24 protein-coding genes and 2 pseudogenes are annotated in these 21,097 nt (G+C 63.8%); 10 read left to right on the top strand and 16 right to left on the bottom strand.

The window, feature by feature from the left end; all coding sequences use genetic code 11:
• Positions 1–112 precede the first annotated feature (112 nt).
• Positions 113–238, bottom strand: a pseudogene (locus PG887_RS18435) (nucleoside transporter C-terminal domain-containing protein); the annotation flags it as partial.
• A 126-nt stretch (positions 239–364) separates the two neighbouring features.
• Entirely contained in the window at positions 365–898 is a 534-nt protein-coding gene (locus PG887_RS18430) for a metal-dependent hydrolase (RefSeq protein ID WP_270822523.1), read from the bottom strand.
• A 141-nt stretch (positions 899–1,039) separates the two neighbouring features.
• Here PG887_RS18430 and PG887_RS18425 point away from each other — a divergent pair, with 141 nt between their 5' ends.
• Positions 1,040–1,282: a DUF3297 family protein gene (locus PG887_RS18425; RefSeq protein ID WP_010673692.1), complete on the top strand. Its 243-nt coding sequence runs from the start codon at positions 1,040–1,042 to the stop codon at positions 1,280–1,282.
• A 272-nt stretch (positions 1,283–1,554) separates the two neighbouring features.
• Here the strand turns inward: PG887_RS18425 and PG887_RS18420 are convergent.
• Positions 1,555–1,989: pseudogene (locus PG887_RS18420) on the bottom strand (DMT family transporter).
• A 10-nt stretch (positions 1,990–1,999) separates the two neighbouring features.
• Positions 2,000–2,488 carry a DMT family transporter gene (locus PG887_RS18415; protein ID WP_270822522.1) on the bottom strand — a complete coding sequence of 163 codons (489 nt, stop codon included), beginning with the start codon at positions 2,486–2,488 and terminating at the stop codon, positions 2,000–2,002.
• Between the two features lie 100 nt (positions 2,489–2,588).
• Between PG887_RS18415 and PG887_RS18410 the strand changes: the two genes are divergently transcribed.
• The 6 genes from PG887_RS18410 (at position 2,589) to tauD (ending at position 8,541) form a co-directional block, all read left to right on the top strand.
• The gene (locus PG887_RS18410) at positions 2,589–3,482 is read left to right on the top strand and encodes a LysR family transcriptional regulator (RefSeq protein ID WP_039039201.1); all 894 of its coding nucleotides are present in this window, start codon (positions 2,589–2,591) and stop codon (positions 3,480–3,482) included.
• Between the two features lie 150 nt (positions 3,483–3,632).
• Positions 3,633–4,736 carry a YdcF family protein gene (locus tag PG887_RS18405; RefSeq protein ID WP_270822524.1) on the top strand — a complete coding sequence of 368 codons (1,104 nt, stop codon included), beginning with the start codon at positions 3,633–3,635 and terminating at the stop codon, positions 4,734–4,736.
• A gap of 288 nt (positions 4,737–5,024) precedes the next feature.
• Positions 5,025–5,999 (top strand): taurine ABC transporter substrate-binding protein, encoded by a 975-nt coding sequence (gene tauA / locus PG887_RS18400; protein ID WP_042014206.1) that lies wholly within the window; start codon positions 5,025–5,027, stop codon positions 5,997–5,999.
• 16 nt (positions 6,000–6,015) lie between these two features.
• Complete coding sequence (tauB, locus tag PG887_RS18395) at positions 6,016–6,783, top strand: taurine ABC transporter ATP-binding subunit (RefSeq protein WP_103260466.1); 768 nt, start codon at positions 6,016–6,018, stop codon at positions 6,781–6,783.
• Positions 6,780–7,610 carry a taurine ABC transporter permease TauC gene (gene tauC, locus PG887_RS18390; protein WP_202044367.1) on the top strand — a complete coding sequence of 277 codons (831 nt, stop codon included), beginning with the start codon at positions 6,780–6,782 and terminating at the stop codon, positions 7,608–7,610. Before tauB ends, tauC begins: the two co-directional genes overlap by 4 nt.
• Before the next feature lie 79 nt (positions 7,611–7,689).
• Positions 7,690–8,541: a taurine dioxygenase gene (gene tauD, locus PG887_RS18385; RefSeq protein WP_270822521.1), complete on the top strand. Its 852-nt coding sequence runs from the start codon at positions 7,690–7,692 to the stop codon at positions 8,539–8,541.
• Between the two features lie 142 nt (positions 8,542–8,683).
• On the opposite strand, the gene PG887_RS18380 is transcribed toward tauD, so the two are convergent.
• The 8 genes from PG887_RS18380 to PG887_RS18345 form a co-directional block, all read right to left on the bottom strand.
• Positions 8,684–9,052: a DUF1428 domain-containing protein gene (locus tag PG887_RS18380; RefSeq protein ID WP_167825919.1), complete on the bottom strand. Its 369-nt coding sequence runs from the start codon at positions 9,050–9,052 to the stop codon at positions 8,684–8,686.
• An 83-nt stretch (positions 9,053–9,135) separates the two neighbouring features.
• Positions 9,136–10,497: an MFS transporter gene (locus PG887_RS18375; protein ID WP_270822520.1), complete on the bottom strand. Its 1,362-nt coding sequence runs from the start codon at positions 10,495–10,497 to the stop codon at positions 9,136–9,138.
• A 165-nt stretch (positions 10,498–10,662) separates the two neighbouring features.
• On the bottom strand, positions 10,663–11,556 hold the full coding sequence (gene cyoE / locus PG887_RS18370; RefSeq protein ID WP_010673685.1) for a heme o synthase: 894 nt from the start codon (positions 11,554–11,556) through the stop codon (positions 10,663–10,665).
• 8 nt (positions 11,557–11,564) lie between these two features.
• Positions 11,565–11,894, bottom strand: a complete 330-nt coding sequence (locus PG887_RS18365) for a cytochrome o ubiquinol oxidase subunit IV (RefSeq protein ID WP_010673684.1) — start codon at positions 11,892–11,894, stop codon at positions 11,565–11,567.
• Positions 11,895–12,590 (bottom strand): cytochrome o ubiquinol oxidase subunit III, encoded by a 696-nt coding sequence (locus tag PG887_RS18360; RefSeq protein ID WP_080560441.1) that lies wholly within the window; start codon positions 12,588–12,590, stop codon positions 11,895–11,897.
• Positions 12,511–14,487 carry a cytochrome o ubiquinol oxidase subunit I gene (gene cyoB, locus PG887_RS18355; protein WP_041211612.1) on the bottom strand — a complete coding sequence of 659 codons (1,977 nt, stop codon included), beginning with the start codon at positions 14,485–14,487 and terminating at the stop codon, positions 12,511–12,513. Before cyoB ends, PG887_RS18360 begins: the two co-directional genes overlap by 80 nt.
• 3 nt (positions 14,488–14,490) lie before the next feature.
• Positions 14,491–15,579 carry a cytochrome o ubiquinol oxidase subunit II gene (gene cyoA / locus PG887_RS18350; RefSeq protein ID WP_111896444.1) on the bottom strand — a complete coding sequence of 363 codons (1,089 nt, stop codon included), beginning with the start codon at positions 15,577–15,579 and terminating at the stop codon, positions 14,491–14,493.
• Positions 15,580–16,085: 506 nt separating this feature from the next.
• Positions 16,086–16,529, bottom strand: a complete 444-nt coding sequence (locus tag PG887_RS18345; RefSeq protein ID WP_041214824.1) for a carboxymuconolactone decarboxylase family protein — start codon at positions 16,527–16,529, stop codon at positions 16,086–16,088.
• Between the two features lie 119 nt (positions 16,530–16,648).
• Here PG887_RS18345 and PG887_RS18340 point away from each other — a divergent pair, with 119 nt between their 5' ends.
• A complete protein-coding gene (locus PG887_RS18340) occupies positions 16,649–17,692 on the top strand; it encodes a LysR family transcriptional regulator (RefSeq protein WP_270822517.1) in 1,044 nt (347 codons plus the stop codon).
• On the opposite strand, the gene PG887_RS18335 is transcribed toward PG887_RS18340, so the two are convergent.
• The 3 genes from PG887_RS18335 to PG887_RS18325 form a co-directional block, all read right to left on the bottom strand.
• Positions 17,647–17,976, bottom strand: coding sequence for a DUF3634 family protein (locus PG887_RS18335; protein WP_039039207.1), 330 nt, complete (start codon positions 17,974–17,976; stop codon positions 17,647–17,649). The genes PG887_RS18340 and PG887_RS18335 overlap by 46 nt on opposite strands.
• Before the next feature lie 95 nt (positions 17,977–18,071).
• Positions 18,072–19,043 (bottom strand): nucleoside hydrolase, encoded by a 972-nt coding sequence (locus PG887_RS18330; protein ID WP_270822515.1) that lies wholly within the window; start codon positions 19,041–19,043, stop codon positions 18,072–18,074.
• Positions 19,044–19,174: 131 nt separating this feature from the next.
• Positions 19,175–19,474: a DUF3861 domain-containing protein gene (locus PG887_RS18325; protein WP_042014216.1), complete on the bottom strand. Its 300-nt coding sequence runs from the start codon at positions 19,472–19,474 to the stop codon at positions 19,175–19,177.
• 81 nt (positions 19,475–19,555) lie between these two features.
• Between PG887_RS18325 and PG887_RS18320 the strand changes: the two genes are divergently transcribed.
• Together PG887_RS18320 and PG887_RS18315 are read left to right on the top strand one after the other, a co-directional pair.
• Positions 19,556–19,978 carry a MarR family winged helix-turn-helix transcriptional regulator gene (locus PG887_RS18320; RefSeq protein ID WP_050498310.1) on the top strand — a complete coding sequence of 141 codons (423 nt, stop codon included), beginning with the start codon at positions 19,556–19,558 and terminating at the stop codon, positions 19,976–19,978.
• Between the two features lie 129 nt (positions 19,979–20,107).
• A complete protein-coding gene (locus PG887_RS18315) occupies positions 20,108–20,677 on the top strand; it encodes a HutD family protein (protein ID WP_270822513.1) in 570 nt (189 codons plus the stop codon).
• Here the strand turns inward: PG887_RS18315 and PG887_RS18310 are convergent.
• On the bottom strand, positions 20,674–20,877 hold the full coding sequence (locus tag PG887_RS18310; protein ID WP_039039209.1) for a hypothetical protein: 204 nt from the start codon (positions 20,875–20,877) through the stop codon (positions 20,674–20,676). The genes PG887_RS18315 and PG887_RS18310 overlap by 4 nt on opposite strands.
• Between the last annotated feature and the right edge of the window lie 220 nt (positions 20,878–21,097).

Here is a 21,097-nt window from a genome sequence, read left to right as displayed (position 1 = left end):
GGCCCGAGAAACCCGAGCCGGAGCAAAAAGAGGCTGCTTAAAACAGCTTTGCGCGACAACTATCTTGAAAAACGCCGTTGGCAAAACCACAGAGGGCGAAGGTGATGACCTAGGTGTGGGCACTCAGATCTACCTTGATATTGGCAAAGTTCAGATAGGCGAAGAACTCGTTCATGATCACCTTCTGGCCACTCAGGAATCCTGCCGCCATCATATCGCTGGCAGGTACGCCAATCAGAGAAAAAAATCTGGTCGCCCATCTTTCTGAGCAGGACATTGCATCACAAGAACACAACTGATGGATGTCCACGTTTTGATTTTTGCTCAGCCACGATATATCCAACAACTCATTCCAATCCCGTCACTACCGCCCCCTTCCCCACACCCGCCACCCCACCAATACCAGCATCAATGCAACCCCCGGCAGCCAGACCCAGTAGAGCTCGGAGAGGATTACCGCTTCACCTCGGGCGGTGAGATAGGCCTCCAGCTTGAAGGGGGCAACCCGGATCACCTGCCAGGGGGCAAAGAAGCGCTCATCACGCCACGGCCAGAGCCAGCCCACCCCTTTGCCGCCGGTGGTCAGCGAATCGAGCAGGCTGTGAGAAAGTAGCGAGACCAGCAGAAACGACCAGACGGTGGCGGCGCTGGCCCGAAATTGGCGATGAAACAGCATGGCCAATGTGGGCAGGGCAAAGGCGAACAACAGGGAGTGGGTAAAGCCGCGGTGGCCAAAGACATGGCCGTAGGCGACCCCCAGCTTAAAGGCGAGCACATCGGCATCGGGCAGCATGGCGATGGCAACCCCTGCCAGCAGCAGGCGGGGCGGGATAATCCGGCTGCCAAGTCCGAGTCCAAGGCAGAGGGGGGCGGCGGCGTGAGTGACGATGGTGGGCATAGGGTGAAGCTCCAACTGAAAACATGAGCCTACCTTATCCCCGCTCGGTGAAGTGAAGGTGAAGTTGCGTGCCACCAGCCTTGAGCCCATGACGGGCATTGCCTACAATGACCCACTTTTTATCACTCTCAGGTAAATAAAATGAGCGACAACAAACCTGCACTGCCCGACCGTCTGGCGGCCAACCCGCGCAGCCCGCACCATGTGGCAGAGTGCTTCGAGCACGAGATCGGCATTCGCGTGAACGGCAAGGAGCGCACCAATGTCGAGGAGTACTGCATCAGCGAAGGTTGGGTGAAGATCCCCTCCCCCAAGGCCAAGGATCGCTACGGCAACCCCATGCTGATCACCGTCAAGGGCACCGTCGAGGCCTTCTACGCCTAAGCGGCCCTGACCGCGCGCCTCGCTGGGCCCGCCGCCATGCTGTTCAGAACACCGGCCTTGTGCCGGTGTTCTGCTGTTGAGGGCGGCCCAGGGTTACAGGCGCCTCTCTTTCTTTGCTCTCTGTTGCCTTCCTTTGTCTTCCTTTCCCTCCCTTTCTTTCGACTTTTCCTTTTCATCTGGGCCCTGATCCGGCTGGCAGGCCGCCTTTGGCATCCAGGCAGGGCGACACTCTTGTCATCCCTGCCGGTTTACCCAGGCCATCACAGCATCACTCACCCTCGGGAGCGCGACTTGCCGCCCTGCCAGCGTTGCAGCGCAGCCCCCGCCAGCACCAGCAGGATGCCGAGCAGATCGCTCGCGGCCAGCCGTCCGGCCAGGGCATCGAGCAGGGCGCCCCCCGCCAGCTGGCCCGTGACGATGAGCAGGGCGCAGGCCAGGGCGCCGATCCGGCCGATGGCCCAACTGCTGATGGCGACGAACAGCGCCCCCAGCACCCCGCCGAGCAGCAGCCAGGGATCGAGCCCGGCGAGCCGCTCCTAGGGTGCCCCTTTGAGGATGAGCAGGGCGCCGAGCAGCCCGAAGCCGAGCAGGTGGTTGGCAAGGGACGCCGTCATGGCGCCCCGAGCGCTGGCGAGGCGGCCATTGAGGGTGCGCGACAGGCTCACCGCCACGCCGTTCAGCAGTCCCAGCAGGATCAAGAGGGTCATGGTGTCTCTCCTAATGCAGCACGATAAGCAGGGCGCCGGCCATCACCAGCAGGGCGGCGAGCGCGTCTTTTCCCGAGGGGCGGCGGCGAGCCAGTCCGAGCCAGCCGAGGCCATCGCACAGGGCACCAAACAGCAGCTGGCCGAGCAGCAGCAGGGCCAGGGTGCCCGCCATGCCGAGGGGTGAGTTGAGGCACAGGGCCGCCAGCACCACGGTGAGCGCCCCCGGCAGACCGCCGAGCCAGGCCCAGGGTGGGGCCGCCTCCGGCGTCGGGGGCCTTGGAGAGAGCCACCACAGGAGCCCGGCCACCAGGCTGCCGACCCCGTGGGCCAGCCAGCTCGCGAACCAGGGGTCGGTGGCACGGGACAGGGCGCCGTTCTGGGCGATCATCAGCGCCAGCAGCAGGCCGGCAGCGAAGGCGGCCAGGGCGCCCAGGGTCTGGCCAAGTGTCTGGCCGAGGGCGGGGCAGCCGGGGCCGCGGTCAACAAGCGGGGGGATCATGGGGTTGCTCCTTGGTTGAACTGACGAGCAGGGTAAATTGTTTTTGATTTGGGGATAATCTACCCTCACGGAACAACATTGTTTCCATATCGAGAACAACATGAACCAGGAAGCCTTCGCCCTGCTCCCGGCCTTCGTCGCCGTGGTGGAGTCGGGCACCTTCTCCGGCGCCGCCCGTCAGCTCGGCCTCAGCAAGTCGGTGCTGAGCAAGAAGGTGAGCCAGCTTGAGCAGGCCCTCGGCTGCCAGCTCCTCTATCGCACCACCCGTTCCCTCACCCTCACCGAGGCGGGGGAGCGCTACTTCGAGACGGTGCGCCATGCAGTGCGCCTGGCCAGCGACGGGGAGGATGCCATCGGCGCCCTGCAATCGGCCCCCCGCGGCCTGCTGCGGGTGACGGTGCCCATGGTCTATGGCCGGCGCCACATCGCCCCCCTTGTCCCCGAGTTTCTCGCCCTTCACCCCGAGGTGCAGTTGCAGCTGGAGATGAGCGACGCCCGGCAGGATCTGGTGGCCGAGGGGTTCGACGTGGCGGTGCGCATCGGCGAGCTGGAGGATTCGAGCCTGGTCGCCCGCCGCCTCGCCCCCTGTCTCAGCACCCTGTGCGCCGCCCCCGCCTACCTGGCGCAGGCCGGCACGCCCCGCACCCCGGCGGATCTCGAGCGCCACAACTGCCTCTTCTACTCCCTGTTTCGCGGCGGCACCCAATGGCGGCTGCACGGGCCCGAAGGAGAGGTGGCCATCACCCCCAGGGGCAATTTCGAGGTCAACAACAGCGATGCCATCCACACCGCGCTGCTGGCGGGGCTTGGCATAGGCAACATGCCGGACTTCATCGTGGCGCGGGATCTCGCCATCGGGCGGCTGGTGCCCGTCCTGCCAGACCATGCCCTGCCCGAGCACGGCATCTGGTGCGTCTATCCCAAGCGCCGCCACCTGCCCGCCAAGGTGGAGGCCTGGCTGGCCTTCCTGCAGGCGCGTCTGGGGCTGCGCTGAGGGGGGCCATCGGGATAACCGGAACGGTTCACGTTTTTTTCATCGGGAAGGGAGTAGAGTAGGCAGCAAACCAAGCATCTGTTTTTATTGGAAAAGCATTCAGGGGACGAGCCACGGCATCGCGCCCCGCACCCCACAGGGAGCCCCATGATGAAGAAAACCGCGATTGCTCTGACCCTCACCAGCCTGCTGACGCTGCCGCTCGTTGTCTCATCCGATGCCTGGGCCGCCCCGGTGCGCTCCCTGCAAAAGGAGCAGAATTACGAGCAGTTCATCAGCAAGCGCCAGGTGGTGGATCAGCTGCTGGCAGACGCCGCCCGCATCTTCCACTCCCCTGCCCGGGTCTCCGATGCGGGCTTTACCGCCAAGATGCCGAGCAACATGGAGCAGGTGACCACCCTGCTGCTGGAGGCCCACCAGCTCGAGCCCTATCGCACCGATCTGCTCATCTCGGCGGCCAACGCCCAGATCTACAACGGCAACGTGGACAGGGCCATCGCCCTGTTCGAGCAGGCCCTCACCGCCGCCCCGGACGATCTGGACATCAACACCTATCTGGCCACCTGGCAGCGCTTCAAGGGCAACCAGGCCAAATCCGATGGCTACCTCAAGCGGGTCGGCGAGCTCAACGCCGGCCGCGCCGCCGACTTGCAGCGGCTGTTTGATACCGTGGATCGGGTAGTCGCCACCCCCCTCAAGGAGCGTCAGGGACGGGGCGAGAAGAAGGGGCGCCGCGCCATCGTCACCCTGGGCTATGCCCTCAATCCCGATGGCTCCATGCACGACATTCTGCTGGGACGCCTCGAGACCACCCGCGCTCTGGCCCAGGCCGATCCGGCGGCCCTCGTCATCCTCACCGGCGGCGTGCCCCAGAACCGCCAGACCGAGGGCAAGCTGATGGCGGACTGGCTAGCGAAAAAGGGCATCGACCGCTCCCGCATCATCGAGGAGAACTACGCCACCAGCACAGTGGAGAACGCCCTCTACAGCGGCTATGCCCTCGCCCGCCACGAGATTGAGTTCGCCACCCTGGTGAGCTCGGCGAGCCATGTGCGCCGGGGCCAGACCCTGCTGGAAATCGCCTGTTGGCAGAGCGGCCCGGCGAACATCCGCATCGACAGCGTCGCCTACCCGGACAAGTCCCTCTCGGCCCTGGCCAAGGCAAGCCCGGAGGAGCTGCTTGGCATCTACCGGGACGCCCTGCGCACCTATGGCCTCTGGAGCTACCGCTCGGCCCCGCTGGTGGAGCGCTGATCCCCCGGCCCCGCCACCCTGGCGGGGCCTTTTCCTCTCTTCTCCCTGTCAGTCACTGCGCCCCCTGGTGGCTGGCCCCTGCACGCACCTGCTGGCCCCTTGCGCCAGCCACCCGATAGATGGCGGGTGAGCAAGCTATCCACTTTCTGGCATATCTCAATCAGATCATTGATTTACCGTTCTTTTTCTAAGAACCAAACGGCATGAGAGCACCCTTCTCGTTCCTTCGCCCCCGGGGATGTTCAGATAAAGATGTGGCTTCCAACACCCCCAACAAGGAAGTGCATCATGACAGCAAAAGGCATCTCTCTGTGGCTCGCGGCCTCCATGCTGCTCGGCCAGTCCGCCCAGGCCCTCGACGTCACCGTGGCCTACCAGACCTCCGCCGAACCCGCCAAGGTGGCCCAGGCCGACAACAGCTTCGCCAGGGAGAGCGGCGCCACCGTGGACTGGCGCAAGTTTGACAGCGGCGCCAGCGTGGTACGGGCGCTCGCCTCCGGCGATGTGCAGATAGGCAACATCGGCTCCAGCCCCCTGGCGGTGGCGGCGAGCCAGAACCTGCCCATCGAGGTGTTCCTGCTCGCCTCCAAGCTCGGGGAGTCCGAGGCCCTGGTGGTGAAGCAGGGGCTCGCAAAACCCGAGGATCTCGCGGGCAAGCGCATCGCCGTGCCCTATACCTCCACCACCCACTACAGCCTGCTGGCGGCCCTCAAGCACTGGAACGTCGACCCCGCGACGCTGCAGATCGTCAACCTGCAACCACCGGCCATCATCGCCGCCTGGCAGCGGGGCGACATCGACGGCGCCTATGTCTGGGCCCCCGCCCTCAACCAGCTCACCAAGGAGGGCAAGGTGCTGACCGACTCCGCCCAGGTGGGTGACTGGGGGGCGCCGACCCTGGACGTCTGGGTAGTGCGCAAGGACTTTGCCAAGGCCCACCCCGAAGTGGTGCAGGCCTTCGTGAACAGCACCCTGGCCGCCCAGCGCGACTACCTGGCCAACCCCGACGGCTGGCTCACCAAGCCGGACAACCTCGCCAAGCTGGCCAAGCTGAGCGGCGTTCCCGAGGCGGACGTTCCCGCGCTGGTGAAGGGCAACACCTACCTCGATGCGAAGGCCCAGAGCGCCGAGCTCGGGCGCCTCGTCAACCAGACCATCATCGACACCGCCCGCTTCCTCGAGAGCCAGGGCAAGGTCGCGAACGCCGCCTCGGACTACCGCCAGTTCGTGACCGATCGCTTCGTGAAAGCCGTGGCCCAGTAAATCCAAGGAGACGACCATGCTGCAGCTCTCTCATGTGTCCGCCGAGTACGCCGGCAGACGGGTGCTCGACAACATCAACCTCTCCCTGTCCGAGGGGGAGCTGATGGTGGTGCTGGGGCCCTCGGGCTCGGGCAAGACGACCCTCCTCAATCTGGTGGCGGGCTTCGAGCCTTGCCACCACGGCCAGATAAGCCTTGAGGGCAAGCCGGTCACCGGCCCCGGCGCCGAGCGCGGCGTGGTGTTCCAGAGCGAGGGGCTGCTGCCCTGGCGCAACGTGCGAGACAACGTGGCCCTCGGCCTGCAGCTGGCGGGCGTGCCCAGTGCCGAGCGCACCGAACAGGCCCAGGCACTGCTGCGTCAGGTGGGGCTGGAGGGGGCCGGCGATCGCGCCATCTGGCAGCTCTCCGGCGGCCAACGCCAGCGGGTCGGTATCGCCCGGGCCCTCGCCACCCAACCCCGCCTGCTCCTGCTGGACGAGCCCTTCGGCGCCCTGGACGCCTTCACCCGGGAGCAGATGCAGACTCTGCTGCTGCGCCTGTGGCACGAGCAGCGGCGTCAGGTGCTGCTCATCACCCACGACATCGAGGAGGCCATCTTCATGGCCACCGATCTGGTGCTGCTCTCCCCCTCCCCCGGGCGGGTGACGGAGCGGCTGACCCTGGATTTCGGTCGCCGCTTCGCCGCCGGGGAGCCCTGCCGCAGCATCAAGTCCGATCCGGCCTTCATCGAGCGCCGTGAATACGTGCTGGAACGGGTGTTCGCAGAGCGGGAGGCCTTCGCATGACTCTCGCCCTCGCCCGGCAACGGGATCTCACCCACGCACGGGCAGCGGGCTGGCCCCTGCCCCGCCGTCTGACCCTGAGCCTCGCCACCCTGATCGTGCTGCTGGCCCTCTGGTGGCTGGTGGCCCACTTCGGCTGGGTCGATCCCCTGTTCCTGCCGCCCCCACAGCGGGTGCTGGCACAGCTCATCACCATCGCAGGCCCAACGGGCTTTATGGATGCCACCCTGTGGCAACACCTGGGGGCCAGCCTGGGGCGCATCCTGGTGGCGCTCGCTGCCGCGGCGTTCTTTGGCATCACGGTGGGCATCGCCATGGGGCTCTCCCCCACAGTGCGCGGCGTGCTGGATCCCCTCATCGAGCTCTACCGCCCGGTGCCGCCGCTCGCCTACCTGCCTCTCATGGTGATCTGGTTTGGCATCGGTGAAACATCGAAGGTGCTGCTCATCTATCTGGCCATCTTCGCGCCCGTGGCCCTGGCAACCCTGGCGGGGGTGCAGAGCGCCAACGCGGTGCGAGTGCGGGCGGCCCAGGCGCTGGGCGCATCCCGGTCCCAGGTGCTCTGGCACGTGATCCTGCCCGGCGCCCTGCCGGACATCCTGACCGGACTGCGCATCGGGCTCGGGGTGGGCTGGTCCACCCTGGTGGCGGCCGAGCTTATCGCCGCCACCCGGGGGGTGGGCTTCATGGTGCAATCCGCCGGCGAGTTTCTCGCCACCGACGTGGTGCTGGCGGGCATCCTGGTGATCGCCCTGATCGCCTTCGTACTGGAACTGGGCCTGCGCGCCCTGCAGCGCAGGCTCACCCCCTGGCATGGAGAAGGACAATGAGCCACAGGCTGACCGCTTTCCTTCGCCCCCCTTTCCTATTGGTATCGGGCCTTCACGCCCCCAGACATGGAGCAAGACCATGACCGACAAGTTGACCATTACCCCCCTCGGCCCCCACATCGGCGCCGTCATCGCCAGCATCAATCTGGCCGAGCCCCTGAGCCAGGGGCAGTTCAAGCAGCTCCATCGCGCCCTGCTCAAATACCAGGTGCTGTTCTTTCGCAACCAGCCCATCACCCCGCGAGCCCAGCGGGCGCTGGCGAACCGCTTCGGGGATCTGCACATCCACCCCGTCTACCCCCACACGGAGGAGGCCGAGGAGATCATCGTGCTCGATACCCACGACGACAATCCGCCGGACAACGACAACTGGCACACCGACGTGACCTTTATCGAGACGCCCCCGGCACTGGCCATTCTGGCCGCCAAGCAGTTGCCCCCCACCGGGGGGGACACCCTCTGGGCCAGTGGCATCGCGGCGCTGGCGGCCCTCTCGCCGCCCCTGCAAACCCTGCTGGCAGGGCTGGAAGCCGAGCACGACTTCACCAAGTCCTTCCCCGCCCATCGCCATGATGACAGCGAGGAGGCGCGCCAGCGCTGGCAGGCGGCCGTGGCCCGTCACCCGCCCCTGCGCCACCCGGTGATCCGCACCCACCCGGTGAGCGGCCGTCAGGCCCTGTTCGTCAACGAGGGGTTCACCACCCGGCTGCCCGGGCTGCCCCCCAAAGAGAGCGAGGCCCTGCTCGGCTTTCTGTTCGAGCACATCACCCGCCCCGAGTTCCAGGTGCGCTGGCGCTGGCAGGAGAACGACATCGCCATCTGGGACAACAGGGTGACCCAGCACTATGCCAATGCCGACTACCTGCCGGCCCGCCGGGTGATGCACAGGGCCACCATTCTCGGGGACAAGCCCTTCTGGCGCCCGGGCTGAACGTCCCCCATGGAGAGCGACCATGAGATAACGCCCAGCAAAAAGCCCGCCGGCTGGCGGGCTTTTTCATCATCTGACGGGCCTGGGTGTTGCTATCGGCCCTTGCGCTCCGGCCACCAGGGTGAAGCCCCGATGGCCGGTCTCAGCCCTTGATCTCCAGCACGGTGGTGAAGCCTCCGAAGATCATGCGGGCGCCGTCAAACGGCATGGTCTGGTGCAGGGGATTGGCGGGGTCCATCCTGGGGTCCTGCATCATCTTGCCCATGGCGTCGTCCCGCACCGCCTTGCTCGGCCACTCCACCCAGGAGAAGACCACGGTTTCATCCTCCCTGGCCGCCACCGCCCGGTAGAAGTCGGTCTGCTTGCCGTGGGGCACGTCGTCCCCCCAGCACTCCAGCACCCGGGTGGCGCCGTATTCGAGGAAGATGGGGTCAAACTGCCCCGCATGATCGATCAGGGCCTGCTTGTTGGCCGTCGGCACGGCGAGCACGAATCCGTCCACGTATGACATCAGAGGTTCCTCCTGTGAGTGAGGATCTCAGCATAGCAGCCGCCCTTCAGCCCGCGCTCTGCGCCGCCCCGCGCAGCCAGCCATCACAAAGAGACCAGCCGCTCCAGATCGCTGCGGGTCAGGCGCTTGCTGTCCACCTTCACGTAGAGGGAGTGCTCCTCGCGCACCAGCAGCACGTCGCTTACCCCCTCGCAGGCGCGGATCCGCTGCTCCAGGGCCGGGGTGGCCTCGACCCCTTCCGGCAGCACGATGCGCAGGCTGCTCACATAGGGGGGCTCGGCCATGGTGAGGCTCACCCCGAGCCAGGCGAGGGCCAGGGCGGCGCAACCACCAAACACCAGGGGGCCGCCCCCCAGGCTGTAGAGCAGGCCGCCGAGACTGCCGCCGATGGCGACCCCGAGGAACTGACTGGTGGAGTAGACCCCCATGGCGGTGCCCTTGTAGCCCGGCGGAGACTCCTTGCTGATGAGGGACGGCAGCAGCGCCTCCATCACGTTGAAGCCGATGAAGAAGAACTGCAACCCGGCGAGCAGACCCCACAGCTGCTGGCCGCTCTGCCAGAGCACCAGCTCGGCGGCCAGCATCACCACCACGCACCCGATGAAGACCCGCTTCATCCGGCGGTGCTTCTCGGCATAGATGATGAAGGGCACCACGCTCACGAAGGCGATCAGCATGGTGACCAGATAGGCCTGCCACTGGCTGTCACGGGGCAGGCCCGCACGTTCCAGCAGGGGCGGCAGGGCCACGAAGCTCGACATCAGCAGGGTGTGGACGCAGAGGATGCCGAGGTTGAGTTTGAGCAGGCGAGGGTTGGTGAGCACGGTACGAAAGCTGCCTCGCACCATGGCGGACTCGCGATTTTGCAGGTGGGCCGCCGGGGTCGGCACCACCCAGAGCACCATGGCGATGGCGGCCAGGGCCAGCAGGGCGATGAGCCAGAAGAGGCCGGACAAGCCCAGGGCATGGGTGATGAGGGGGCCGGTCACCATGGCGATGGCGAAGGTGATGCCAAAGCTCACCCCGATGAAGGCCATCGCCTTGGTGCGGTTCTGCTCCCGGGTGAGATCCGACAGGAGCGCCATGACGGCGGCGGAGATGGCGCCGCTCCCTTGCAGGGCGCGCCCGACGATGACCCCCCAGATGGCGTCGCTCAGGGCGGCGATGACGCTGCCAAGGGCAAACATCAGCAGGCCGCCAACGATGAGGGGCTTGCGCCCCACCTTGTCGGAGAGCAGGCCGAAGGGGATCTGGAACAGGGCCTGGGTCATGCCGTAGATGCCGATGGCAAGCCCGATGAGCGCCTCGGAGGCGCCCGCCAGGGACATGCCGTAGGTGGTCAGCACCGGCAGCACCATAAACATGCCGAGCATGCGCAGCGAGAAGACGGAGCCGAGCGCCCAGGTCGCGCGTCGCTCGCCCCTCGTCATGGTGAAATCATTCATGAGGGCCTCGATGAGTCAAAAAGAAGAGGGAAAGAAAGGGGTGACAGGCGCCCGGCCGCCCCCGAAAAATCGGCGATGCCCCTTGCAGGGCGGCGCCCATAATAGCAGAGCCGGGAAGATTCCCGGCTCTGGATTTCATGCATTTCAGGGGTGCAGTTCACACTATCAGGGCAGCATGCTCACCAATACAGGCGCTGCGTCCGGCTGGAAGTCCACCGACATCATCACGCTCAGGCAAGTAATGGTGACGATGGAGAACATGAACAGCTTGCGCGCCCAGAGGGAGTCGTCCACCGCCGCCTTGTAGCCCGACAGCGCCATCCCCAGCCACCAGACGCTCACCGCGGTGGCCACCACCAGATACTTGTACCCGGCGTAGCCGCCGAGGAACAGCATCAGGGTCGGCACCATGAACGCCAGGATGTAGAGGGTGATGTGGAGCTTGGCCACCGGGATCCCCTTCACCACCGGCAGCACCGGGATGTTGGCGGCCTGGTAGTCCTTGAAGCGGAAGATGGCGATCGCATAGGAGTGCGGCATCTGCCACAGGCTGAAGATCGCCAGCAGGATCAGGGCCCCCGAGTCGAACTGCCCGCTCACCGCGCAGTAGCCGATGACCGGCGGCGCGGCGCCGGAGAGGCTGCCGACCAGGGTGCCATAGACCGAGTGGCGCTTCATGTAGAGGCTGTAGACCCCCACATAAACCAGGAAGCCCAGCACCGCCAGCAAGGCGGCCAACGGATTGGCCGCAAAGTAGAGCAGTGCAATGCCCGCAACGCCCAGCGCCGTCGCATACCAGAGGGAGACACCGGGGGCGATGAGCCCCCGCACCAGGGCGCGGTTCTTGGTGCGCTCCATGATGCAGTCGATGTCCCGGTCGATGTAGTTGTTGAACACGCAACCGGAGGCCACCACCAGTGACACCCCCACCATGGTCAGGATGAACAGGGGCACATCCAGGCTCCCCTTCGAGGCCAGCAGGAATCCCCCGATAACCGAGATGAGGTTGCCGAAGATGATGCCCGGCTTGGTCACTTGCAGGTATTGCTTCATCATCATCAACCCGCTCAGTGAACCATCATGTTGATGTTGAGGTTGTACATGATCCACAGGGAACCCACGACCACGATGGCGATGATGAGCACGGTAAAGACCAGTGCCACCAGGTTCCAGCGCTCCTCGGAGGAGGTGTTCATGTGCAGGAAGTAGACCAGGTGTACGAAGATCTGCACCACCGCCATGGCCACCACGGTGCCGAGCACCACGGCGTGGGAGGCGGAGCCGTCCATCACCATCCAGAACGGCACGGCGGTCAGGATGAGTGACAGCACGAAGCCGATCATGTAGGACTTGACGCTGCCGTGGCTGGCGCCGTGATTGTCAACGGAATGACTCATTTACATGACCCCCATCAGATAGACCACGGTGAAGACGCAGATCCATACCACGTCGAGGAAGTGCCAGAACAGGCTCAGGCACATCAGGCGAGTGCGGTTGCGCTCGGTCAGCCCCTTCTTGGTGATCGACACCATCATCACGATGATCCAGACCAGGCCGCTGGTCACGTGGATACCGTGGGTCCCAACCAGGGTGAAGAAGGCAGAGAGGAAGCCGCTGCGATCCGGGCCCGCCTCGTGCACGATCAGGTGATGGAACTCGTAGATTTCCATCGCGATGAAGCCGGCACCCAGCAGGAAGGTGACGAACAGCCAGGTGTTGACCGCCGCAACCTTGTTCTTGTTCATGGCCAGCATGCCGAACCCGAAGGTGATGGAGCTCAGCAGCAGCAGCATGGTTTCGGCGAACACGAACGGCAGTTCGAAGATGTCCTTGCCGGTGGGGCCGCCGGCAGTGCCGTTGACCAGGACCGCATAGGTCGCGAACAGGGTCGCGAACAGGATGCAGTCACTCATCAGGTAGATCCAGAAACCGAATACCTTGGTGGCACCGGCATCGTGGTGCCCATCCTCATGGGCACCGTGAGAGTGATGTAGTACGTCAGTCGCCATGGAATTAAGCCACCTTGTTGATGTTGTCGAAATGCTGACCTTCGATGCGCTCGATCTCGTCAACCTGTACGTAGTAGTCCACATCGTCGTTGAAGCTGTGGATGATCCAGGTGGCGATCATGCCGATGAAGCCGGCGATGGCCATCCACCAGATGTGCCAGATCATGGCAAAGCCGAACACCACGCTGAAGGCGGCGATGATGACACCGGCACCGGAGTTCTTCGGCATGTGGATGGGGGCATACTGGGCAGGCTTCTTGTAAGCGCTGCCGTCAGCCTTGGCTTCCCAGAAGGCGTCCAGACCGGTGACTTTCGGCTCGATGGCGAAGTTGTAGAACGGCGGCGGAGAGGACGTCGCCCACTCCAGGGTACGGCCACCCCAGGGATCGCCGGTCAGGTCGCGGTTCTTCTCGCGGTCGCGAATGCTGACCACGATCTGGATGACCTGGCACAGCACGCCCAGGGCAATCAGACCGGCGCCGCAGGCGGCGACCACCAGCCAGCCGTGGAACTCGGGATCGATGTTCTGGCTGACACGACGGGTCATGCCCATGAAGCCCAGCACGTAGAGCGGCATGAAGGCCACGAAGAAGCCGGTGATCCAGCACCAGAAGGCACGCTTGCCCCAGACGTCATCCAGCTTGAAGCCGAACGCTTTCGGGAACCAGTAGGTGATACCGGCGAAGCAGCCGAACACCACGCCGCCGATGATGACGTTGTGGAAGTGGGCGATGAGGAACAGGCTGTTGTGCAGCACGAAGTTGGCGGCCGGCACGGAGAGCAGTACCCCGGTCATGCCACCCACGGTGAAGGTGATGATGAAGCCGACGGTCCACAGCATGGGCGAGGTGAACTCGATGCGACCGCGGTACATGGTGAACAGCCAGTTGAAGATCTTCACCCCGGTCGGGATGGAGATGATCATGGTGGTGATGCCGAAGAAGGCATTCACGTTGGCGCCGGACCCCATGGTGAAGAAGTGGTGCAGCCAGACGATGAACGACAGCACGGTGATCGCCACGGTTGCCCACACCAGGGAGGTGTAACCGAACAGCTTCTTCTTACAGAAGGTCGCCACCACTTCGGAGAAGATCCCGAACACCGGCAGCACCAGGATGTACACCTCGGGGTGACCCCAGGCCCAGATCAGGTTGATGTACATCATCATGTTGCCACCCATGTCATTGGTAAAGAAATGGGTACCCAGGTAGCGGTCTGCGGTGAGCAGGGCGATGGTGACGGTCAGGATCGGGAAGGAAGCGATGATCAGGATGTTGGCACACAGGGCGGTCCAGGTGAAGACCGGCAGGCGCATCATGGTCATGCCAGGGGCACGCATGCGGATGATGGTGGCGAAGAAGTTCACGCCGGTCAGCAGGGTCCCCAGACCCGAAATCTGCAGACTCCATATCCAGTAATCGACCCCGACCCCGGGACTGAACTCCAGCCCCGACAAGGGCGGATAGGCCAGCCAGCCGGTCTGGGCGAATTCACCGACCCCGAGGGAGACGTTGATCAGCACCACGGCCGCGGCGGTGAACCAGAAGCTCAGGTTGTTCAGGAAGGGGAAGGCCACGTCACGGGCACCGATTTGCAGCGGCACCACGATGTTCATCAGACCGATCACCAGCGGCATGGCCACGAAGAAGATCATGATGACGCCGTGGGCGGTGAAAATCTGGTCGTAGTGATGGGCATTCAGGTAGCCTTCGCCACCCCCGGAGGCGATGACCTGCTGGCCACGCATCAGCACGGCGTCGGCAAAGCCACGCAGCAGCATGACCATTCCCAGAATGAGATACATGATACCGAGGCGTTTGTGGTCGACCGAGGTCAGCCACTCTTTCCACAGATATTGCCACTTGCCGTAGTAAGTGATGAGACCGGCGATGGCCAGGCCCCCCAGAATGATACCGGCTATCGTGACCATGATGATGGGTTCATGGTACGGAATAGCCTCGAGTGTCAATTTTCCAAACATCGATTATTCCTCGGATCCTGCTTTCACACTCTTGTCGGCCGACATGGCCATGTGTCCGGCATGGGCGTCATGGTTCATGGCCTGGTTCTCCATGGCGTCCTCTTGCGAGGCCTCATGGTTCATCCCTTCGTGGTCCATGGCACCCGCTTTCGGGGTGGCGTCATGGTTCATGGCCTCGTGGTTCATGCCCTCGTGATCCGCAGAGCCCGCAGCCGGGGTGGCGTGACCACCATGGGACATGCCGCCCATGAACTTGTTGATGATGTTGACGAACAGCTTGGGATCGGCGCTGGCGAAGTACTCCACCGGGTGGTTTTCGCTCTTCTTGGCCAGGGCATTGAACTCATCCATGGTGCTCAGGGCCTTGGAAGAGGCCTTCACCTTGGCTACCCAGGCGTCGAAACCGGCTTGGTCCTGGGTCGCGATGGCCTTGAACTTCATGCCGGAGAAACCGGCACCGCTGTAACCGCCGGAGATGCCCTTGTACTCGCCCGCCTCGTTGGCAATCAGGTGCAGCTTGGTCTGCATGCCGGCCATGGCGTAGATCTGGCCGCCCAGTTGCGGGATGAAGAAGGAGTTCATCACTGTGTCGGAGGTCACCCGGAAGTTGACCGGGGTGTTGACCGGGAAGGCCAGCTCGTTGACCGACGCAATGCCCAGCTCCGGATAGACGAACAACCACTTCCAGTCCAGGGAAATGACATCCACCTGAACCGGTTTGACGTCCGATTCCAGCGGCTTGTAGGGGTCGAGGGAGTGGGAAGTTTTCCAGGTGATCACCGCCAGGATGACGATGATGATGACGGGTACAGTCCAGACGACTGCCTCAATCTTGTTGGAGTGGGCCCAGTCCGGCGCATAGGTGGCACTGGTGTTGGACGCCCGGTATTTGTAGGCGAACGCCACCGCCATGACAATCACGGGCACCACCACGATCAGCATCAAGCCGAGTGCGGTGAGTATCAGTGACTTCTGCTCCATACCGACCTGCCCCTTGGGGCTCATCAGTGCCATGTCGCAGCCACTCAGCAAGCTGGCGGTCGCGAGCAGCAGCAAAGCGCCCAAGCCCCTCTTCACATCAAAGAGTCTCATGCAATGTCCTCATCTTTTGAAGGCTTATTGGTATAAAAAAATGCAGTATTTTATTGCATCAGACCGGCATGTGAACAACATGAAAAATTAATCCCAAAAATGTTCAAAAGGTGATGGAAAGCGGTATCAGATGTTAATCCCTTGACAATGACCAATTTATTCAAGTTACACCGCGGCAATTCATCTTCCGTTAATCTCTTGCGCCACCAAAAGTGACCACCAATTAACCAAAAAGATCCATCTGGTCTGTTTTTAACCCGCCATTGCGATCAAAAAAGAGCCATACAGCCCCTTTTCGACTCACAGGTCATTTCTCCACACCTTGATCTGGATGGGTATTTTTCTGGGAAGATTAAAAAAATAATTAATCAAACGAATGTATGATTAACTTCCCGTCCCCCGACAACGGTCGCAACCCCTGGCGCCAGAAGGCACACTTCGTAACAAAACGGGCCCTTGTGCGGGCCCGTTGACAATCGTTTTCTCTCCCTCACTCGGAGTCGGAGTCAGGAGTGATCGTGTTCCATCCGGGTCGCCACGGCGATCCGGTTCCAGGCGTTGATGGTGACCACCTGCATCAGGCACTGGGCCAGCAGGGTTTCCCCCAGTTGGGCCAGCGCCGCCTCATAGGTCTGCGTCGTGAGCCCCTTGTCGGCGATCAGGGTCACCTCGTCGGTCAGGGCCAGCACCGCCCGCTCCCGGGCGTCGAACAGCGGCGACTCCTGCCAGGCGGCCAGCGCCAGCAGACGCTGGGCGCTCTCCCCGTGCTTCATCGCCACGTCGGCGTGCATCTCGATGCAGTAGGCGCAGCCGTTGATCATGGAGGCGCGCAGCTTGATGAGCTCCTTGAGCGACAGGGGAATGTCGGTGCCCCCGAGGTAGGACTCAAGGCCCATCATGGCCGAGACGGCGGCGGGCACCTGGTTGGCGAGCTGGATACGGTGTGACATGGCAAGACTCCGGTGATGGACCCCGGATGGGGCGGTGAGCTGATTGTTCACTTTTTCATTGTTGATTAGAATATCGTCATAACCTGCAACAGTTTTGCGTTTATCGCAAAGGTGAATCCATGCTGGATCGCATCCGCATCCTGGCCCAGGTGGTGGAATCGGGCAGTTTCTCCCGTGCCACCCGCGCCCTCAACCAGGCCCCCTCCTCCGTGACCCGTGCCATCGACGCCCTGGAGCAGCAGCTCGGGATCCCGCTTTTCAAGCGCAGCACCCGCCAACTGGTGCTGACCGAGCAGGGCGCCTATTTTCTCGCCCGCTCCCTGCCCCTGCTGGAGGAGGCGGATCAGCTGGTGCAATCCCTGCAACCCCTCTCGGTGGCGCCAGAGGGGCCGCTGCGGGTCTCGGTGTTCGAGAGCTTCGGCGCATCCTGGCTCTCTCCCCGCCTGCCCGACTTCCTCGCCCGCTACCCCGGGGTGCGCCTGGAGGTTGCGCTGGACAACCGCATGGTAGATCTCGATGCCGAGAACGTGGACGTGGCGGTGCGCATCGGCAAGCCCGCCGACAGCAGCCTGCACACTCGCCATCTGCTCACCAACCGCTCGCTGCTGGTCGCCTCCCCCGCCTATCTGGCCCGCCATGGCGAACCCGCCCATCCCGCCGAGCTGGCCCACCACAACTGCCTCATTCGCGGCCATGGGCGTCAGCGTCAGCACTGGTACTTCCAGCAGGGCACGGAGCGCGAGAAGGTGGCGGTGCAGGGCAACCTTGCCTCGGTCGGGGGCACGCCCCTGCTCTGCGCCGCCCTCGCGGGGTGCGGCGTGCTGCTGCTGTCGAGCTGGATGGTGCAGCAAAGCATCGACGAGGGCACCCTGCTGCCGCTGCTGCCAGAGTGGCTCGCCTCCCCCTACGAGGATCGCCAGGACGAGATCCACGCGGTGTTTCGTGGCGGCCGCTTCCTCAAACCCCAGACCCGCGCCTTCATCGACTTTCTGGTCGAGGCGATCAGGCCCTGCAAGGGCCGCGCTGACCGCAACATGGCCTCCTGGCGAAGCGCTGAAAACGCAGACGCCGGGCACAGGGCCCGGCGTCTGGAAATGAGGGTCGCCACGGCGACTGCTCAGCGTGATTTTCGCCCGTCAGGGCTTGGGGAGAGCCCCCGATAATCCCCGTAGGGGAAGATGTTGCGCAGGCGCTGGGCCACGGGCTCAGGGATGGAGCGGGAGAAGACCAGCCTCACCCCGTTGCCGTCCCGCAGGCCCAGGATGCGCCCGCGCACCGGCTCATGGTGCAGGATCTGGGTCGCCTGGGTCACAAAGCGCGGCGGCACCGAGCCCCGCTTCACCACCACCTTGCCCGGCGCGAGCCGGACCTCGAACAGGGCACCGCGCCCCAGCGTCATCAACCACCCGATCAGGGCTATCGCCACCAACAGAGACAACCAGGCCATTGCGTCTTCCTCCCGTCAACCCGATGTTCGCCAGTATAACCGGGGGCGCCTCATCATGACCCGGCCGCCATCACGCTTTCACTCACTGCCGGGCCTTATCGGCGCCCCTTGCCCCAGGCCACCAGGGTATCCCGATAGAGGGCGAGCAGGGCCTGATCCCGCACCGCGACCCCGACCTGCTGGGCCGGGCAGTGGGCCCACTCGTCATGGGGATGGCGGGTGTCGTCAAATTTTTGCAGGGTATGGCCGATGGCGGGCCCCTCGGTGATGACCCGCACCGGCCCCTTGCGCAGGGTGAACAGTGCATGATCGATCACATAGGCGATGGCGGAGGGGTCGTGCACATGGCACCCCGCCATGCCGATGCGCTCGGAATAGAAGCGCAGGTAGAAGCGGCTGACATCCCACAGGAAGCGGCCCGGCTCCCCCGCATCGTCCCGCAGGGCATCCAGATAGTCGGCGGTGAAGATGCTCTGCTGGGTGACGTCGAGCCCGATGATCACCAGGGGCCAGGGGGCGGTGAAGACCCGGTCCGCCGCATCGGGATCGTCGTGGATATTGGCCTCGGCATAGGGGGTCACGTTGCCGCGATGGCCGTTGACGCCAAAGGCGCCGCCCATCACGACCACTTCTTTCACCAGGGTGGCTACCTCGGGGGCCGCCTCGAGCGCCAGCGCCAGGTTGGTGAGGGGCCCGATGGTCACTAGCGTGATCTCGCCGGGATGGGCCTTCACCGTTTCGACGATGTATTGCCAGGCCGGGCGGGGATCCGGGATGAGGGTCACCTCCCCCGCCTGGACGTCACCAAAGCCGCTCGGGCCATGCACCACTGTCGTCGGCCCCACGGGCTCGCGCAGCAGCGGCGCGGCGGCGCCCCGGGCCACGTCCGCCTTCATGCCATATTTTTGCTTGAGCCAGAGGGCGTTGCGGGTGCCATTTTCGATGGTGGCATTGCCAAACACCGTGGTGATGGCGAGCAATTCGATGGCAGGGTGCGCCTCGGCAAACAGAATGGCCATGGCATCGTCGATGCCGGGATCGGTATCCAGAATGATCTTGTGGGTCATGGGTCCTCCGTGAAACGAGCTGCCAGTGTAGCGGGCCGCCGCCGCTTTGACAGCACCGGGATCACAACCTCGGGGTTTCCTTTGCATCAGGCATGATGGCGGGAGCGCTCGCCCTTGGGGTCAGGGCAGGGTCACTCGGAAGGGGCGACCACGGCCTCCTCTCCCCTGGCGGTGCGTTTCAGTTGCCCCATGAATTGCTTGAAATGGGGGAGAAACCCCTTGAACAGCTCCTCTTTGCGATGCTGCATCATGACTTCGCCAAACAGCTTCAACCCGACGATAAACGCCTGATGTTCCTGCTCCGACATGGCCAGCTTCCCCTTGCTGAGCGCCAGGATGGCAAAGATGTCGTCGTGATTCTGGCAGTCGAACTGCAACGGGGGCACCTCGCGGTCCAGCGCCTGGACCTGTACACGATAAGTGTGTGGCATCTTTCATCTCCTCTCGGGCTGGGCTTTTGCCCATATGGTTGATAAAATCAATTAAACCCTTTTAAGTTGACTTTATCAACCATGAAGTTGTCAAACCGCCTCTTCCGGATCCTCGATCAGTACAAAATCGCCATGACGCAGCATTTCCGGGCACAGCAGATCGCCCTTAGCCCCCTCCATTACAAGGTGCTGCAACTGATCCATGCGCTGGATCCCGCCACGCCGCAGCTCATCGCACAGCGGTCGGGCCGCGACAAGGCGCAGGTGACGCGCCTGCTGCAGGAGATGGAGAAACAGGGGCTCATCGAGAAGCGGCCCCATCCCACTGACAGACGCAGCATCTGTCTGGCCTTGACCCCGCTGGCCTGCGAGCGGGTCAACCAGGGGGAGCAGGAGGCCGCACGGCTCGACGAACGGCTGTGTTCCCTGCTGACGCCGGCGGAGATAGCGCAGTTGCAGCAACTGCTGGACAAGATAGAAAAAGGGCTTGAGTCGACCGATTAGGGTCAGCGTCAGGGGATCCGCTGCCTGATTTGTGGCCAACCAGCGCGGCCTGTGCTGGCGGCGCCTTGTGAGCCACTCCCGGAGATGGTATCACTGGCCCCACTCTCCCCTTCCCGCCGAGGCGCCATCGTGATCACCCTGATTAAAGAGTCCGACCAGTTGAAAATGCCCTGGAAGAACAGGCAGGGCACCACGGCCCAGATCCTGATCTCCCCCCCTGGTTCGACCCTGGACAAGCTCGACTTTGACTATCGGCTGAGCTCGGCCCCCATCAAGGAAGCGGGGAGTTTCTCCCGCTTTCCCGGCTACCAGCGCATCCTGCTGCCCGTCAGCGGTGCCGGTTTCGTGCTCAACGGTCACCCCTACGCCACCTTCGAGGCGGCCCACTTCAGCGGGGATGACGAGACCCGCTGCGAGCTGCTGAAAAAAGAGGTGACGGATCTCGGGCTCATCTACCACCCGGCGCGCATCAGCGCCAACGTGCGGGTGCTGAACCTGCCCTTCCCCCTCAGCCTCACCCTGGAGGCGGACAAGTGCTACCTCTGCCACCTGCTGGAGGGCCAGCTCACCGTGCAGGGACAGCAGGTCGCACCGGGCGAGACCCTGGTGGTGCAGGGGGAGGAGAACATCCGCTTCGAGTGCGGCAAGAAGACCACCCTCGCCTTCTTTACCCTGCAGCACAAGCAAGCCGCCGTTTAACGCCGGGGGGCACGGCCCCCGCTGTCGAGGCAGGCCTGCATGGTGTCATAGGGGGTATAGTGCCTGGTGCGGCTGTAGTAGGTGCCGCCCTTGGGGTGACAGATGCCGCTCCGGCTCTTCTTCACCGGGGGCTCGGCGGCCAGCGCGATGGCACACAGCAGCATCAGGCAACAGCCAAGCATCCATTTCACTGCGTTCATGCTCTCTTTTCCGAAGGGGCGTAGGCGGGCCACTGGCCCATTTGCGGCCTATTCTACGCCGCTCATCCCCTTGCCACCCCAGACCAGATCATGAAAGCACCGCGACGCAGCGCAAGCGAAGACAAAAAAGCCGGGACCTTCCCCAATGCTGATCAGTTAAGGATCCATTGACCGATCCTTCTGCTGTAGGACAATCCGGAACCAATCACTGGTTCCGGAT

The sequence above is a fragment of the Aeromonas sp. QDB14 genome (assembly GCF_027707845.1).
GTDB classification, from domain to species: domain Bacteria; phylum Pseudomonadota; class Gammaproteobacteria; order Enterobacterales; family Aeromonadaceae; genus Aeromonas; species Aeromonas caviae.
Note: the sequence above shows the minus strand (reverse complement) of the source record. Positions and strands in the feature narration are given on the sequence as shown.